Annotated in this window: 13 protein-coding genes; 2 read left to right on the forward strand and 11 right to left on the reverse strand. The window is 67.3% G+C overall.

Translation table 11 applies throughout. From position 1 onward, the window contains the following. Window positions 1–152: 152 nt before the first annotated feature. The 9 genes from AC1RMG_RS19475 to AC1RMG_RS19515 all read right to left on the reverse strand — a co-directional run bounded on the left by AC1RMG_RS19475 (window position 153) and on the right by AC1RMG_RS19515 (window position 11,395). Entirely contained in the window at window positions 153–2,264 is a 2,112-nt protein-coding gene (locus tag AC1RMG_RS19475) for a hybrid sensor histidine kinase/response regulator (RefSeq protein WP_041752358.1), read from the reverse strand. Window positions 2,265–2,513: 249 nt separating this feature from the next. Next, window positions 2,514–3,164: a DUF799 domain-containing protein gene (locus AC1RMG_RS19480; RefSeq protein ID WP_169893267.1), complete on the reverse strand. Its 651-nt coding sequence runs from the start codon at window positions 3,162–3,164 to the stop codon at window positions 2,514–2,516. Window positions 3,165–3,169: 5 nt separating this feature from the next. Further along, entirely contained in the window at window positions 3,170–3,541 is a 372-nt protein-coding gene (locus AC1RMG_RS19485; protein WP_072449923.1) for a DUF4810 domain-containing protein, read from the reverse strand. 29 nt (window positions 3,542–3,570) lie between these two features. After that, window positions 3,571–4,230, reverse strand: a complete 660-nt coding sequence (locus AC1RMG_RS19490) for a CsgG/HfaB family protein (protein WP_015636114.1) — start codon at window positions 4,228–4,230, stop codon at window positions 3,571–3,573. Between the two features lie 450 nt (window positions 4,231–4,680). Then, window positions 4,681–7,785 carry an error-prone DNA polymerase gene (locus tag AC1RMG_RS19495; protein ID WP_493169989.1) on the reverse strand — a complete coding sequence of 1,035 codons (3,105 nt, stop codon included), beginning with the start codon at window positions 7,783–7,785 and terminating at the stop codon, window positions 4,681–4,683. After that, complete coding sequence (locus tag AC1RMG_RS19500) at window positions 7,782–9,197, reverse strand: Y-family DNA polymerase (protein WP_410036837.1); 1,416 nt, start codon at window positions 9,195–9,197, stop codon at window positions 7,782–7,784. The genes AC1RMG_RS19495 and AC1RMG_RS19500 overlap by 4 nt, the downstream gene beginning before the upstream one ends. Window positions 9,198–9,204: 7 nt before the next feature. Further along, window positions 9,205–9,822 carry a translesion DNA synthesis-associated protein ImuA gene (imuA, locus tag AC1RMG_RS19505; protein ID WP_011061974.1) on the reverse strand — a complete coding sequence of 206 codons (618 nt, stop codon included), beginning with the start codon at window positions 9,820–9,822 and terminating at the stop codon, window positions 9,205–9,207. Continuing rightward, window positions 9,822–10,439, reverse strand: coding sequence for a transcriptional repressor LexA (gene lexA, locus AC1RMG_RS19510; RefSeq protein WP_047337206.1), 618 nt, complete (start codon window positions 10,437–10,439; stop codon window positions 9,822–9,824). Before lexA ends, imuA begins: the two co-directional genes overlap by 1 nt. Window positions 10,440–10,477: 38 nt before the next feature. Then, window positions 10,478–11,395, reverse strand: coding sequence for a LysR family transcriptional regulator (locus AC1RMG_RS19515; protein ID WP_011061976.1), 918 nt, complete (start codon window positions 11,393–11,395; stop codon window positions 10,478–10,480). A 103-nt stretch (window positions 11,396–11,498) separates the two neighbouring features. On the opposite strand from AC1RMG_RS19515, the gene AC1RMG_RS19520 reads away from it, so the two are divergent. Together AC1RMG_RS19520 and AC1RMG_RS19525 are read left to right on the forward strand one after the other, a co-directional pair. Continuing rightward, window positions 11,499–13,241, forward strand: a complete 1,743-nt coding sequence (locus tag AC1RMG_RS19520) for an amidohydrolase (RefSeq protein WP_370059327.1) — start codon at window positions 11,499–11,501, stop codon at window positions 13,239–13,241. A 101-nt stretch (window positions 13,242–13,342) separates the two neighbouring features. Further along, a complete protein-coding gene (locus AC1RMG_RS19525; RefSeq protein ID WP_047287778.1) occupies window positions 13,343–14,080 on the forward strand; it encodes a TorF family putative porin in 738 nt (245 codons plus the stop codon). 195 nt (window positions 14,081–14,275) lie between these two features. Here AC1RMG_RS19525 and AC1RMG_RS19530 read toward each other — a convergent pair whose 3' ends face one another. Beyond that, window positions 14,276–15,244 carry a Gfo/Idh/MocA family protein gene (locus tag AC1RMG_RS19530; protein WP_493170257.1) on the reverse strand — a complete coding sequence of 323 codons (969 nt, stop codon included), beginning with the start codon at window positions 15,242–15,244 and terminating at the stop codon, window positions 14,276–14,278. Window positions 15,245–15,261: 17 nt separating this feature from the next. After that, window positions 15,262–16,149 carry a Dyp-type peroxidase gene (locus AC1RMG_RS19535; protein ID WP_072444289.1) on the reverse strand — a complete coding sequence of 296 codons (888 nt, stop codon included), beginning with the start codon at window positions 16,147–16,149 and terminating at the stop codon, window positions 15,262–15,264. Between the last annotated feature and the right edge of the window lie 91 nt (window positions 16,150–16,240).

Genomic DNA, 16,240 nt, shown 5'->3' on the forward strand with positions numbered 1-16,240 from the left:
TATGGGATCAGGCGGTCGATGCCCCTGTCCTTGGTCAGCAGAAAAAACGTACAAGTTCATTCAACTTCATGCAGCGTAGAAGTTTGACGCCAGTTTGTCGTCGCTCCCTGGGGATTTTTATGCGCTGCTTCACACTTGGCGCCAGGCGCCGCTCAGGCCTCCAGCACCGAACGCACCATGGCGCTCAGGTCTGCAGGCCCGTAGGGCTTGCTCAGCAGGTGGGTGTCGGGGCTGAGCTGGTGGTTGCGCGAAATCATGTCGCGGGTGTGCCCCGAGGTGAACAGCACCGCGATCGGCGGTGCCTGGGTCTTGGCCCAGGTGGCCAGGTCCGTGCTCTTGATCAGACCGGGCATCACCACGTCGGTGAAGATCAGATCGACCTTGAGCCCGTCCAGCAGCAGTTGCATGGCAGCGTCACCATTGCTCGCGGTGCGCACCCGGTAGCCCTCGTGTTCGAGCATTTCCACCGCGGCGCTGCGCACCTCGGCGTTGTCCTCCACCACCAGGATGCTTTCCTCGCCACCGCCCGCCCGCTGACCCGGGCGCGGCGCCTGCTGCAGCGTAGGTTCGGCACTGCGGGCAAAGTACATCTGCACCCGGGTGCCCTGCCCCGGGCTGCTGAAGATCTCGATATGGCCGCCGCTCTGCTTGACGAAACCGAACACCATGCTCAAGCCCAGGCCCGTGCCATGACCGTCGGCCTTGGTAGTGAAGAAGGGTTCGAAGGCCTGCTTGAGCACCTCGGCGGGCATGCCCGGGCCATCGTCAGCCACACTCAGGCACAGGTACTCGCCGGCAGCGATGCCCTTGCCGGCGCAGAAGCGCGAATCCAGCACCTGGTTCTCGGCGCTGATGAGGATCCGCCCCTCGCCGCCCAGGGCATCCCGGGCATTGATCGCCAGGTTGAGCACGGCGTTTTCCAACTGGTTGCGATCCACATGGATGCACCAGGGCTCGGCGGGCAATTGCACATCGATGCAAATGGTTTCGCCCAGGGCCCGCTGCAGCAACTCCCCCAGGCCCTCGTACAGGTGCCGCGGGTTGTAGCTGGCCGGTGACAGCGGCTGGCGCCGGGCAAAGGCCAGCAGTTGGTTCGACAGCTTGGCGCCGCGCTCCACCGCCGTCAGCGCGGCGGCTGTGCGCCGCTGCACATTGGCGTTGCCCGCTTCGTGGCGGGACAGCAGATGCAGGTTGCCGGCGATCACCTGCAGCAGGTTGTTGAAATCATGGGCCACGCCGCCGGTCAGGCCGCCAATGGCTTCGAGTTTCTGCACCTGGCGCAGTTGCTCCTCGGCGCTGAGCCGCGCGTTGACCTCCTCCAGCACCCGCTGCTCCAGATTGCGGGTCAGTTGGCGCAGGGCTTCCTCGGCGATCTTGCGCTCCTGGATATCGATCAGCACCCCGGGGAAACGCAAGGCCTGGCCCGACTCGTCGAACTCGCAACGGCCACAGGCCAGCACCCAGGTGTAGCTGCCGTCCTCGCGGCGCACCCGGTATTCGGCGTTGTAGGGCCCGCCCTGGGTCACGCTGTACCGGGCCAGTTCCTTGATGCGCGGCAGGTCATCGGGGTGGATGCGGCTTTCGGTAATATCGATCGGCAGGTTGTCCAGGGGCTGGTCCGCCGGGTAGGAAAAGGTCCGGGCAAAACGCTCGTCGCAAGACAGCACGTCGGCCTGAACGTCCCAGACGAAGGAGCCCAGCAACGCACCGGCATTCAGCGCCAGCTGCACGCGCTCGTTCTCCGCCCGGTAGGCGGCCTCCGCGGCCTGGCGGCGGCGCTCGGAAATCACATGGGCGGTGGTTTCCACGACAATGGCGATGACCCCGGCCGGAGCCTGGTCGTCCCCCGCCACCGGGCTGTAGTAGAGGTCCATCCAGACGTCTTCCGGCACCCCGTTGCGCAGCAGCACCAGTTCCTTGTTGTGATAGGACAGGGTGCCGCCGCTGAGGCAGGTGTTCACCACCCCGCGGTTGAACTCGGCGACCTCCGGCCAGCCCATCTCCACGGCGCAGCCCAGCAGGTAGGGATGGCGGCCGCCGGCGAACTCGGCATAGGCATCGTTGTAGATCATGTAGCCCAGGGGGCCCCAGAGCATCACCATCGGCAGCGGCGAGCCGAGCATCAGCTGCACTGTGCTGCACAGGCTGTGGCTCCAGTGCTGCAACGCCCCGAGGCTGGTGGCGGACCAGTCAAAGGCACGGATGCGCTCGGCCATCTCGCCCTTCCACCCCTGGCACCCGTGATGATCAGATAAGAACGGCATGAACGGACTCTACGAAAAACGTGGCACAGCGTGGGTTTTCAAGAGGCAGCAACGCAGCCTCCAGAGCCTTTGAGCACGGTGCACGCGGATGGTTTCACCAGGGCCGGGATCGGCTTCGCCACTGGTCGGCCATGCCGCCGGGCAACGCCCTTCGCGCGACTGAAAAAACAGAATAGGCGATGGCCCGGGTTCCAGGCGGACGCCGACAGGCGCCGCCTGAAAAAGAGCGGATTGCCCGCTCCCTGCCCCTCAGTCGGTGCCGTATTTCGGCGAACGCGGACCGTACAGCAAGCCGGTGCGTTGCCCGGCCGACAGCAGGCGCTGGCTGGTGATGCCGGCAATCGGATGGCCGGCGTCGGTGCTGGTGTTGATGATCTGCTTCACCGCAGCGGTGATCAGCATGCCCACCAGGCCACCGTTGTTGCCGTTGTTGCCTTCCTCACTGGAGGCGCGGGCGCTGCCGGTCCACAACGTGGTGCCAGTCTTCAGGTCCACCAGGGTGGCGCTGGCGGTGACCACGGTGGCGCTGCTGATCAGCATGTAGCTGGTGCCGTATTCCTTGACCGTGATGTACAGGCCGGCATCGGCGCCGAAGATCTCGTTGAGCTTGGCCGGCGCCAGGCCGTGGATGTCCGCCGGGTTGGTCAGGCCGTTGTGGCGGAAGGTTTCATCCACCACCGCGATCGGCATCACGTAGTAACCGGCTTCGGCCAGGGGAAAGGTCACCTGGGACAGCATGCTGTAGGTGGCCTTGATGTCCGGCGATTCATTGAGCGGCGGCAGCACCAGGATCGACTTCGGCCGGGCCTGCTTGTAGGCCGAGTAGTCCACGCTCCTGGGCGCGGCGCAGCCCACCAGCAGGCTCACGGCCAACAGGCCCAGCAGGTTGCGCAGGGTCATCAGGCTCATTGGGCGGCTCCCTTCTTGGCGTTCTTGAGCAGGAAGTCCATGTACGAGGCGGATTCGGGGAACAGCGCCTTCTCGGTATTGAACTGCTGCACCATCTGGTCATCCTTGCCCAGGCTCGCGTAGAGCATGCCCAGGTGGGCGTGGTAGCCCGGCGGCACGGCCTTGCCGGTGGACTTGATCTTCTGCAGGTCGCGCTCCAGGGCCTCGACCTGGGCCTCCCGGGCCTCCTCGCCCTTGAAGTACTCGTAGGTCTGGGTCTGGTAGGTTTCCCACTGGTACAGCGTCTTCGGCCCGCTGCAACCGGCCAGCAGCACACAGCCCAGCAAGGCGCCGGCCATCATTGGCCGCGCCATCATCGTCTTCGACATGCTTGCACTTCTCCCTGTCAGCTGTGTGATCAGCGGCCCGGTTTCCAGGCGCCGGCGTCGATGGCCTCGACCATGCGGTTGACCGCCTCGCGCATGGCCAGGTCGAGGACCTTGCCGTTGAGGGTCGAATCGTAGGCAGCGGTACCGCCGAAGCCGATCACTTCACGGTTGGACAAGGCGTACTCGCCAGCGCCCTGGGTCGAATAGACCACTTCGGAGGTGCTGATGTTGACGATGTTCAACGCCACCTTGGCGTAGGCCACCTGGGTCTTGCCGCGGCCGAGGATGCCGAACAGCTGGTGGTCGCCGGTTTCCTTGCGACCGAACTCGGTGACATCGCCGGTGACCACGAAGTCCGCGCCCTTGAGCTTCTGCGCCTGGCCCTTGATGGCCGCTTCCTGCTGGATCTCGCCCATGTTGTCGCGGTCCAGCACGCTGAAGCGGTTGGTCTGCTGCAGGTGGGTGATGAGGATGGTCTTGGCCTGGCCGCCGAGGCGGTCGACGCCATCGGAGAAGATTCCGCGCATGTAGCTGGAGCGGTTGTCGAACTTGCCCACGGCCATCGGCACCCGGGCTCCGGTCCATACCTGGCTGGCGCTCTGGACCTTCTCCACCGGCAAGGCCCGGGAACTTTCCGTGGCGCAACCGCTCATGCCCGCCAGCACCGCCAGTGCTACAGCGGACAACATCAACTTCGAGATCACTCTCACTCTATGTTCCTTCTTGAGTATCCATTTGGGTGCACTGTCTAGATGCACTTGCGCCCTGCCGCACGTCTGCGGCCCCAGTCTGTGCAGGCTCGAAAGTCGTCGGCCGAGCGTTCTGAAACTTGATGCAGGGGGCATCATCGGCGGCGATTATGCCAAAGCGCCATCAGTGCGAAAAGGAATAAAAAACCTTGGCGTCATTCTGTAACCATTGCCACAGACTCGGGGGATAGCAAAGCGGCAGGCCACTGCCGATCCGCGTTTCGTGTAGCCGCTGCCGCAGGCTCGGGCCGCGTTCGGACGAACGGCTTGGACGGCATTGCGACGCAGCAGACGCGGCGGTCTTGAGGACGCCGGGGTTCCGGCGGGAGACCGCCAAGCAAGGCCCTGCGGGCCTTTTCGCAGCATCGCCCGGGCTCGGCAGCGGCTACATCAGCGAAAGTCGCGGCTGCGTACGTGAATGCCATCCAGCAGCGGGCTCAGGTCACTCAGGCGCCCGGCAATCAGGTGGCGCACCTCGCCCTCGGTTTCCAGGGTGCCGTCGACCTTGAGCAACTGCGCACCCACCAGCACCCGGCGCTGGCGCTCGGCCAGGTCGCGCCAGACCACCACATTGACGTTGCCGAACTCGTCTTCCAGGGTCACGAAGGTCACCCCGCTGGCGGTGCCCGGCCGCTGGCGCCCGGTGACCAGCCCGGCCACGCTCACCGAACGCCCGTGCTCCACCGCCAGCAAGTCGCGCGAGCTGCGGCAGCGCCGGGCCGCAAGCTGCGGGCGCAGCAGCGCCAGGGGGTGCGGCCCGAGGGTGGTGCCCAGGCTGTGGTAATCCGCCTGCAGGTCTTCGCCGACACTGGGCCGGGGCAACGCTACCGGCGCTTCCTCCTGGCTCGGCAGGCCGGCGAACAGCCCCAGCTGTCTTTCCACCCCGGCCACTTCCCAGCGGGCCCGATAGCGATCCCCGGCCAGCGCCTGCAAGGCGCCGGCATCGGCCAGCAATTCCTGGGCGCGGACATCCAGGCGGGCCCGCTCGCCCAGGTCGGCGATATCGACAAAGGCCCGTTGCCGGCGGGCACGTTCGATGCGCCGGGCATCGTCCTCGCGAAAGCCCTTGATCATCCGCAACCCCAGGCGCAGGGCCGGCTGCCCAGGGGGGCCATTTCCAGCGCGTGCAGGCTGGACAGGAATCGGCTCCAGGCTGCAGTCCCAGTCACTGGCGCCCACATCCACCGCAAGAACCTGCAAACCATGGCGCCGGGCGTCCTGGAGGATCTGGTCGGGGCTGTAGAAGCCCATGGGCCAGCTGTTGATCAGGGCGCAGGCGAAGGCCGCCGGTTCGTGGCACTTGAGCCAGCAACTGGCGTAGGTCAGCAAGGCGAAACTGGCGGCATGGGATTCGGGAAAGCCGTAGCTGCCAAAGCCCTTGATCTGCTCGAAGATCTGCGCCGCGAATTCATCGCTGTAGCCATTGCGGTTCATCCCCCGGCGCAGCCGTTCGCGGTGCGGTTCCAGGCCGCCGTGGCGCTTCCAGGCGGCCATGGAGCGGCGCAACTGGTCGGCCTCCCCCGGGGTGTAGTCGGCGGCGACAATGGCGATCTGCATCACCTGCTCCTGAAACAGCGGCACTCCCAGAGTGCGCTTGAGCACCGCTTCCAACTTCGGCGACGGATAAGTCTCCGGCTCTTCACGGTTACGCCGGCGCAGGTAGGGATGGACCATGCCGCCCTGGATCGGCCCCGGGCGAACGATGGCCACCTCGATCACCAGGTCGTAGAAGTTCTGCGGCTTGAGCCGGGGCAGCATCGACATCTGCGCCCGGGATTCGATCTGGAACACGCCGATGGTGTCAGCGCGGCCGATCATTTCATAGGTGGCGGGATCTTCAGGCGGAATGCTGGCAAGGCTGTAGCGCTGGCCGCGGTAGCCGTGGATCAGGTCGAAACAGCGGCGGATGGCGCTGAGCATGCCCAGGGCGAGGATATCCACCTTGAGCAGGCCGACCATGTCCAGGTCGTCCTTGTCCCACTGGATCACCGTACGCTCGGCCATCGTCGCGTTCTCCACCGGCACCAGGTGGTCCAGGGGCTGCTGGGAAATCACGAAACCGCCGGGGTGCTGGGACAGGTGCCGGGGAAAGCCGATCAACTGCCCGGTCAGGCTCAGGACCCGGCGCAGCACCGGACTCTGGGGGTCGAACCCGGCCTCCTGCAGGCGCTCGACACTGGGCGGCGTATCACTCCAGTGGCCGCAGCAGTCGGCCAGGGCATTGACCTGATCCGGCGGCAGGCCCAGGGCCTTGGCCACATCCCGCACCGCCCCGGCGCCATGGTAGGTGCTGACCACCGCGGTCAGCGCCGCGCGATGCCGGCCATAGCGCTGGAACACATACTGCAGCACCTCTTCGCGGCGCTCGTGCTCGAAGTCGACGTCGATGTCCGGCGGCTCGTTGCGTTCACGCGACAGGAAACGCTCGAACAGCAAGGTCGAGCGGTCCGGGTCGATCTCGGTGATGCCGAGGGCGAAACACACCACCGAGTTGGCCGCCGAGCCCCGGCCCTGGCAGAGGATGTGCTGGCGCCGGGCGAAGTCGACGATGTCGTGCACGGTGAGGAAATAACTCTCGTAGCCCAGGTCGCAGATCAGCGTGAGCTCCTTGTCGATCTGCTTCAGTACCTCGGCCCGGGCACCAGCGGGCCAGCGGCGCACGATGCCGCGCTGGGTCAGCACCCGCAGCCAGGAGCCAGCGTCGTGGCCCTCGGGCACCAGCTCCCGGGGGTATTGGTAGCGCAGTTGGCCGAGGTCGAAAGCGCAGCGCCCGGCGATGGCCAGCGACTCGTCGAGCAGGACCTGGGGGTACAGGCCTTGCAGCACTTCGACGGGCCGCAGGTGGCGCTCGCCGTTGGCGAACAGGCGTTGCCCGGCCTCGGCCACCGGCAGGTGATGGCGGATCGCGGTCATGGTGTCCTGCAGCGCCCGGCGCCCGCGCACGTGCATGTGCACATCGCCACAGGCCACGGCCGGCAGCCCCAGTTGCCGGGCCAGGGCCAGTTGCTGTTGCAGGTGCCGGGCATCGTCCTGGCCGCAATGCAGCTCCAGCGCCAGCCACAGGCGCTGGGGGAACACCTGCTGCAACCAGCGGCCCTGGACCAGCGGCTCGCCGGCGCCCGTCAGCCACAGGGCCAGCAGCCCCGGCAGCGGTGCGGCGAAGTCCTCGCGCAGCAGGCGATAGCTGCCCTTCTCGGCTCGGCGCCGGGCCCGGGTGATCAACCGGCACAGGCCCTGGTAACCCGCCAGGTCTTCCACCAGCAGCACCAGCCGCGGGCCGTCCTCGACCTGCATTTCACTGCCGACGATCAGCTTGAGCCCGCTGTCGCGAGAGGCCTGCCAGGCCCGGACAATCCCCGCCAGGGTGCACTCGTCGGTGATCGCCAGGGCCTGGTAGCCCAGGGCCTTGGCACGCTGGAACAATTCGGCGGCACTGGAGGCGCCGCGCTGGAAGCTGAAGTTGGACAGGCAGTGCAGCTCGGCGTAGGCGCTCATGCGAACCAGCCCTGCAACAGCAGCGGCCCGGGCTCGCCCACCTGACGATAGGCCCAGCCTTGCTGGCCGGCGGCGGTTTCGATCAGGTAGTAGTCGCGGCGCACATCGGCACCGTCCCACCAGCCGGACTCGATCCGCTCCGGGCCCATGAGGATGCGCACCGAGCCCTCGCCCAGCACCTGGGGCTCGCTGAACAGCCAGCCGGGGCGGCGCAGCCCGGGGGTGGCCGGGCACGGGCGCGAATCGGTCTGCGCCTGCCAACTGCGCTCCGGGCGGTGATCGGCGCGATGCCCCAGGCCCTGCACCGCGTCATCCCCCAGGCGCGCCCGCAGGCGTTCGCGCAACTGCTCCCAGGGCAGGTTCTGCTGCGGGCGCTCGTCGAACAGCTCGCTGTGCTGGGGCACGAACAGCGGCAGGTCCTCGGCCACCAGCCGCAGGTTGCGCACCGGCGCCGGCACCTGGATCTGTTCCAGGCGCCCGCGGGCCAGTTCGAACAGCATCGCCGGGTCGCGCTCGGCGCTGAGCAGCCCCACCGGAATCAGGGTGTCGGCGCCTTCGGCGTGCTCCAGGTGCAGGGCAAAGCGCTGCACGCCACTGTCGCGACCACAGAGAAAGGCCGCCAGATCCGCGGTGAGCCGGCGCAGGGGAAACAGCAGCGCTTGATGGGACTGCACATCGAAATTCAGCTCGATGCGCAGGTCGAAGCGGTCCGGCGGCTGATAGAAGGCCAGCCCCAGCGGGCGCTCGCCGAGCAGGGTATCCAGGTGCTTGAGCAAGCTGCCGTCAAAACGCCGGGCCAGGCTGGGCCGGGGCAGCTCCCGCAGTTGCTGGAAGCTGCGCACCCCCATGCGCGACAGGGCCGTGGCCTGCTCCGGGGCCAGCCCCAGGCGCTCGATGGGCATGGCCCCCAGGGCCTGGGCCAGGGCCTCGCAGTCGGCCACCGCCAAACCGTCATAGGCATTGGCCAGGACCCGGGCCGCCGCTGGGTTAGGGGCGGCGACGATCCGGTGGCGAAAGCCCAGGGCCTGCAATTCACGGCGCAGGCGCGCTTCCAACTGCGGCCATGGGCCGAACAGGCCCAGGCTGGATTCGATCTCCAGCACCAGGGTGCGCGGATAGGCGACGCTGACCTGGGAGCTGAAGCCATAGGCCCAGGCCGCAAGAAACTGCTGCCAGTGCTCGATCTGCCGGGGGTCGTATTCGGCGCTGGCAAAGGCCTTGGTCAGGGCCTGGGCGGCTGTCAGCGATTGCCCGGGACGCAGGCCCAGTTCGCGGGCGGCGCCATTCACCGCCTGGATCACCCGGCGCTGCGGGGTGCCGCTGAGCAGCGCCAGGGGCGCTTCGGGCTCGGCGCGCTGACGCAAGACTGCGTCCAGCGCCAATTGCGGGAACAGGATGCACACCCAACGCATGCCAACCTCAGTGCCCGGCGGGCCAGGCGATAGGCGCCGGATGGGCCAGCCCGCCCCGGCACTTGAGCACCCGCAACTGCCCGGGACGGCCTTGCACGGCAATTCGCAGGGCCGCCGGCGAGGGGTTGCGCGCCGTCTCCAGGGGGCGGTAGGCAAAGGCCAGGGTCTGGCCGCTTTCCGCCGCCACCTGCAGGCGCCGCAGGGCGCGATCGTCGGCTTGCTGCGGCCAGCACAGCACCGCGCCGCAACTGCCGGAACGCAGGCACTGCTCGGCGGCCCACAGGGCATCACGCTCCCCGGCCTGGATGATCGACAACTGGCGCACATCCACCCCGGCGTTCTGCCAGGCCTGGGGATAGGGCACGAACGGCGGCGCCACCAGCACGATGCGCTCCCCCGCCGCGCTCAGCCGCGCCAGGCTCGGCCACAGCAGTTGCAGCTCGCCCAGACCCTGGGCGGCAATGAGGATTTCGGTCAGTGCCGCTTCCGGCCAGCCGCCCGTAGGCAGCACCGCATCCAGGGCGGCATGGCCGGTGGGCTGCGGGCTGGCAGGCGCGGCGGCCGGGCGGCCTTTCCACACCCGCCCGGCATTGAACAGCGAATCCAGTGCGACCACGGCGCCCATCAGCCTTGCCTCACCAGACCGCAGAACACGCCTTCGATAAACAGTTCGTGGTCGGCCGTGACCTCGATCGGCTGGTAGGCCGGGTTGCGCGGCAACAGGCGAATGCCCTGCCCCTTGCGCTCGAAACGCTTGATGGTCACCTCACCGTCGAGGCGGGCGATCACGGTCTGGCCGTTGCGCGCCTCACTGCTGCGGCGCACTGCCACCAGATCACCGTCGAAGATGCCGTCGTCGATCATCGAATCGCCCTGGACCCGCAGCAGGTAATCCGGAGTGCGGGAGAACATCCCCGGGTCCAGCAGCAACTGGCCGTGTATGTCGGCATCGACGCCAATCGGCGCACCGGCGGCCACCCGCCCCAGCACCGGGATCTCCAGCAGCTCGGGGCGCCGTGGCTGGTTGAGCAGGCGAATGCCCCGGGCCTGATGCGGGTTGACCTCGATGAACCCGGCCTCGGTCAGCGCCAGCACATGCTTGCGCGCCACGCTGCGCGAGGCGAAACCGAACGCCTGGCTGATTTCAGCAAGGCTCGGGGGCTGGCCGTGATCGGCGATGCGTTCGCGGATAAAGGTCAGGATGGCACTGCGGCGGGGAGATAAAGTCGTCATGGAGTACATTTGTACTCCTCTCGGATTTATCTGACAAGAACCGCCAATCAGTCCAGGCCACGGCTGGCCAGGAAGCCACTGACATAGTCGATGAATGCCTGCACCTTGGCGGTCGCTCGCCGGTGGCTGGGGTACACCGCGAGGATGTGCGGCCCGAAGCTGTCCGGGTCGATCGCGTAGTCGGCCATCACCCGCACCAGGCGCCCGTCGGCCAGGTACGGTGCGGCGCTCCATAGCGGCGTGTGCAACAGGCCGCGCCCGGCCAGGGCATTGGCCAGCAGCAGGTCGTAATTGTCACTGCGCAGGCGTGGTGCCTGGGGCTGGGGCAGGCTCAGGCGCTGGCCGTCGCGCTCGACCCACCAGAACTCCCGGCTGAGCAAGGGGTGGCGATACAGCAGCCATTCATGTTCTTCGAGGGTCTGCGGGGTCACCGGCCGGCCCTTGCGCGCCAGGTAGGCCGGGCTGGCGCACAGGGCCAGGCGGTTGCTTCCGACCACCCGGGCAATCAGCCCCGGCAGGTCGTCATGGCCTTCGCGCAGGGCCAGGTCGTAGCCGCTTTCCAGCAGGTTGACGAACTCGTCGCACAGGTCCACTTGCAGATTGATCTGCGGGTACTGCTCAAGAAAACCACCACACACCTGATCCAGAAACGCCTGGCCGTAGGCCAGCGGCGCGGTGACCTTGAGGTTGCCGCGCAGACCGTGCTGCAGCTGCTCCACCTCCTCGCCCACCTCTTCCAGCCGCTGCAGCACCTGGCGCGCGGTCTCCAGGTAGAGCCGGCCGATTTCGGTGAGCACGATGCGCCGGGTACTGCGCTCGAACAAGCGCGAACCCAGCTCGGCCTCCAGGTGGTTGACCGCCTTGGTCAGGGCCGAGGGGGTCTTGCCCAACTGCTCCGCCGCCCGGCTGAAACTGCCCAGCTGGGCGGTGACCACGAACATCTTCAAGGCATTCAACTTGTCCATGGTTTTTCCACCCAGGCAAAAATGTTTTTCGTGAAGCAGCCGTTCTGCCCGCTGCGGGCAGTCCCTAAGCTGGCGATCAGACGCAATAACAAGGAAATGTTCAATGAAAAGATTGACCCCCACGCTGTTACTGGCCGCCATGAGTTTTGCCTCGTTGGAAGCCATGGCCGCCGCCGACCTGGTGCTGCTCAACGGCCAGGTGTTCACCGCCGACCGCGCCCAGCCCAAGGTCCAGGCCCTGGCGGTGGAGAACGGCAAGGTCCTGCAAGCCGGCAGCGATACGCAGATCAAGGCACTGATCGACAGCCACACCCGGGTCGTCGACCTGAGCGGCAAGACCCTGATGCCGGGCCTGATCGACACCCACTCCCACGCCATCTTCGGCGGCCTGGAAATGACCGGCGCCAACCTGCAGGACGAGGTGGTCAGCCTCGACGAACTGGAAAAACGCCTGCGCGCCTGGCGTGACGACGGCAGCGCCCGGCATGCCGACGTGCTCAGCATCGCCGGCATGAGCTCGGCCTACTGGGCCCAGGCCCAGGCCCTGGGCCAGCGCTTCAACCAGGGTGAATGGGCCAGCGTACCGGTAGTGTTCACCGGCAGCGATCACCATACCGCCTGGGCCAATGACTTCATGCTCCAGCGCGCCGGCATCGACGCCGCCCTGCTCAAGAGCCTGCCCGAGGCCGAGCGCGGCACCATCGGCCAACTGCCCGACGGCCGCCCCAACGGTTTCCTGGTGGACGCTGGCTGGGACCGGGTGGCCGCGAAAATGCCGGTGCCGGGGCCCGAGCAGATGCTGCGCGCCGCGCAGTCGGCCCTGCACTACAACAACAGCCTGGGGATTACCGCCTGGATGGACCCGGCCGCCAACGCCGCCCCCGGCGAAGCGGTGTTCGCCCTCAAGCCCACCGTGCACACCGTCGGCGTGCTGCCGGCCTACAAGGCCCTGGCCGAGAGCGGCGGGATGACCGCCCACGTCGCCGCCCTGCTGGTGGCCAACCCCCGCAGCCGGCCGGCCGACCTCGACACCCTGGACAAAGTGCGCCAACAGTTCCAGGGCATTCCCAACCTGACCCTGCCGGGCATCAAGATCTTCGCCGACGGGGTGATCGAATACCCGGCGCAGAGCGCGGCGATGCTCGAGCCCTACAGCAACTCGCACAAACCCGGCGAACTGCTGATCGACCCGGCGCATTTTGGCGAACTGGTCAGCGCCATCGACCAGCGCGGCTGGCTGGTGCACATCCACGCCATCGGCGACCGTGCGGTGCGTGAGTCGCTGAACGGCATCGAGCAGGCGCGCAAGGATCGCCAGAGCGGCATCAGCCACTCCATCACCCACCTGCAGATGGTCAACCCCAAGGAGTTCGCCCGCTTCAAGCCGCTCAACGTGATTGCCTCGATGCAACTGCTCTGGGCCTCGGCCGACGACTACACCCTGGACATGATCAAGCCCTACGTCAGCGCCCTGGCGTTCCGCTACCAGTACCCGGCGCACTCGCTGCTCAAGCAGGGCGCGACCATCGCCGGCGCCAGCGACTGGCCGGTGTCGTCGCCCAACCCGTGGAACGCCATGGCCCAGGCCATCACCCGCCAGGGGCCACTGGGGGTGCTCAACGCCGACGAACGCCTGGACCGCGAAACCCTGTTCTATGCCTACACCCAGAATGCCGCGCGCACCCTGGGCCTGGAACAGCAGATCGGCTCGCTGACGGCCGGCAAGCAGGCCGACTTCATCGTCCTCGACCGCGACGTGTTTACCGTGGACGAAAAGGCCCTGCATGAAACCCAGGTGCTGCAGACCTGGTTCGCCGGCCGCGAGATCTACAGCCGCCCGCTCTGACCCCGCGCCACCGTTGCACCGCCTGCCCCGCGCCCTGGTGACGCCGGGGTACGGCGCCGCCTTGCCCGCTCCCCCATAACAATCACAACAACGGGATACCCATGAAGACCCTCACCCTGCTCACCCTGGGCGCCGTGTGCCTGCTGCCGCAGGCCGGCCACGCCCTGCCCCTGACCGACGACCTGGCCGTGGAGCTGGAGCTGACCCTGGCCAGCGACTACCGCACCCGCGGCATCTCCCAGACCCAGAACGACCCCGCGGCCCAGGCGGCCGTGACCCTGCTGCACAGCAGCGGCCTGTACCTGGGCACCTGGAGCTCCAACGTCGATTTCGGCGGTGGCCTGAAGACCCGCCAGGAAGTCGACTACTACGGCGGCTGGCTGTGGCAGGCCAGCGCAGACATCAGCCTGGACCTGGGCTACCTGAAGTACAGCTACCCCCGGGAAGCCCAGTTCAACCAGAGCGAGGTGTACGGCATCCTCAGCGTCTACGGGGTCAAGCTGGGGGCCTATTACTCCGACGATGCCCCCGGCATCGACAGCCAGCAGAGCACCCTGTACCGCTACCTTGGCTACGAGACCCGACTACCCCTCGAACTGGGGCTGCAACTGCGCTACGGCCAGATGGACTTCAAGGACCCGCGGCTGATCCGCGCCTCGGGCCAGGGCGAGGACAGCTACCACGAATGGGAAGCCAAACTGACCCGGGAAATGGCCGGTCTGGAACTGGGCCTGAGCTACATCGACACCGACCTGTCCCGCAGCCAGTGCACCAGCAACTACGGCTTCAGCGACCTGTGCGGAGCGACCTGGGTGGCCAGCGTCAAGAAGACCTTCTGAGCGACCAGCCGCCCGCCCCCGTAGGAGCCGGCTTGCCGGCGAAGGGGCCCGAACGACTGGCACCCGCCTCAAGGCCGCCTTCGCTGGCAAGCCAGCGCCTACAAAAGCCCGCAGGAACAGGCCGGCAATGCGCCCCACAAACCCCGTAGAAGCCGGCTTGCCGGCGAAGAGGCCCGACAGGCATGCGCCCTGGGATCAGCCGCGCTGCAGGATGCGGTCCATCACCCGGTCGGTCTTCAGGGCTTCGCTGGCCAGGGCCGGGTGCCGGATCTGGCCGCGGATATGGGCGTTCATGCCCTGCACGTGATGCCACTGGATGTGCGCGGGGTTGTCGATGAACAGGTTCAGGGACTCTTCGGCTTCAAGTTGCAGCGGATGCTCGTCGAACACGGAAAAAGTGATGCGCCCCTGGCTGCCGATGATTTCCACCCGGTCTACCCGGCGGTCGGCGACGAAGTTCCAGGCGCCGCTGCCCAGCGCCCCACAGGCGAAGCGCCAACTGGCGCTGACAGCATCCTCGGCGGCATACAGCCCGGCCTGGCGGGTGCTGAAGCCGGCCACCTCGACGATATCGCCCAGCAGGTACTGGAACAGGTCCAGGCCATGGCTGGCCAAATCGGCGAAATAACCGCCGCCGGCCACTTGCGGGTCGGTACGCCAGTTGGCCGCACCGCTGCGGTCGGCCTCGGAGGCCGCCTTGCTCAGGCTCCAGTGCAGGTGCCGGACCTCCCCGATACGCCCATCCGCCAGCCATTGCCGCACCTGCGCAAAGCGCGGCAAGGAACGCCGGTAATAGGAGACGAACAGATGCAGCCCGGCCTGCTCGAAGGCCTGCTGCATGGCCAGGCTTTGCCCGGCATGCAGGGCCATGGGTTTTTCCACGCAGCAATGCTTGCCGGCGGCAGCCACTTGCAGGCTGTAGGCGTAATGGCTGTCGGGGGGCGTGGCGATGTACACCGCGTCCACCTCGGGGTCGTCGATCAGGGCCTGGGCATCGGTATACCAGCGGGCAATGCCGTGGCGCTGTGCATAGTCGCGCACCGCCTCGGCCCGGCGGCCCATCACCGCCACCAGCGCCGACCCCGGAACCTTGTAGAAGGCCGGGCCACTCTTGCGCTCGGTGACACTGCCGCAACCGATCATGCCCCAGCGCACGGTCTGCAGCGGCTCGGCCCCGGTGTTCATTTCGACGCTTGCAGCGCGCGCAGGTCGAGCTGGCCGTTGTGCAGCGGCGGGCACCAGTAGTAGCCCCCGGTGATCGGCCGGCTCATGCGGTACAGGCCGTCGGTGATGCCGTCTTCCAGGCCGCTCATGCGCCGCAGTTGGGCTTCGAAGGCGTTCAGGGTGTGGCCGAAGGCAAGGAACATCAGGCCACCCTTGTCACCTTCGATCCACGGCATCGAGCGGCGCACGAGAAAGGCTTCCGGGGCGAAGCTTTCCTGGGCGGTGCGCTTGACGTGTGCCGAGACCGGCGCGTCGTCCAGTTCTTCGTTGTCGCTCAGGCGCCGGCCCATGATGTGGTCGCGCTCTTGCTGGTGCATCGCGGCAAAGCCCTGGAAGTCGTGCTGCCACTGCTGGATCGCGGCAAAGCTGCCACCGCGCAGGCCGTCTTCGCCCTCGGCCAGTGCGGCGGCCACGGCGGCTTCGTCCTGAGGGTTTTCGGTGCCGTCTTCATAACCGGTGAGGTCGTGGCCGGTCTTGTGGCGGAAGGTCTCGTTCATGCCGACCAGGCGCAAGGCCGGGGCCAGGGCGACCGCCAGCTCGTTGCTGCGGTGCAGCAGCTCGCCGCGATCATCACCGTGCAGCCAGACCCACAGCGCGTGCTGGGTCGAAGGGTTGTCCACGCCCACGCCGGTCAGCGCCGGGAACGCCTTGAGCCCCTGCACTCGCGCGCCCAGGGCCTTGACCAGTGACGCGCCAAAACCTGCCACCGCCGTTGCGCCATCCACCCGTGCCAGCAACTGGTCGAGGGCCTGGGGCAACGCCTCGATGGACTCAAGGGCAAAGAACAGGTGGCGGGCCTGGGACGGAACGGGTGCAGCGAGGATGCCGGGCTGGTAGTAACTCATGGGAACTCCTGAATAAAGGCGCAGGAGTTTACCGCCATGGGCTGCCGGCGTCAGCGTCGAAAGGGGCAAGGCTTGTCACCGCTTGCGCGGC

The sequence above is a fragment of the Pseudomonas sp. GW822-FHT04H02 genome (genome assembly GCF_058800645.1).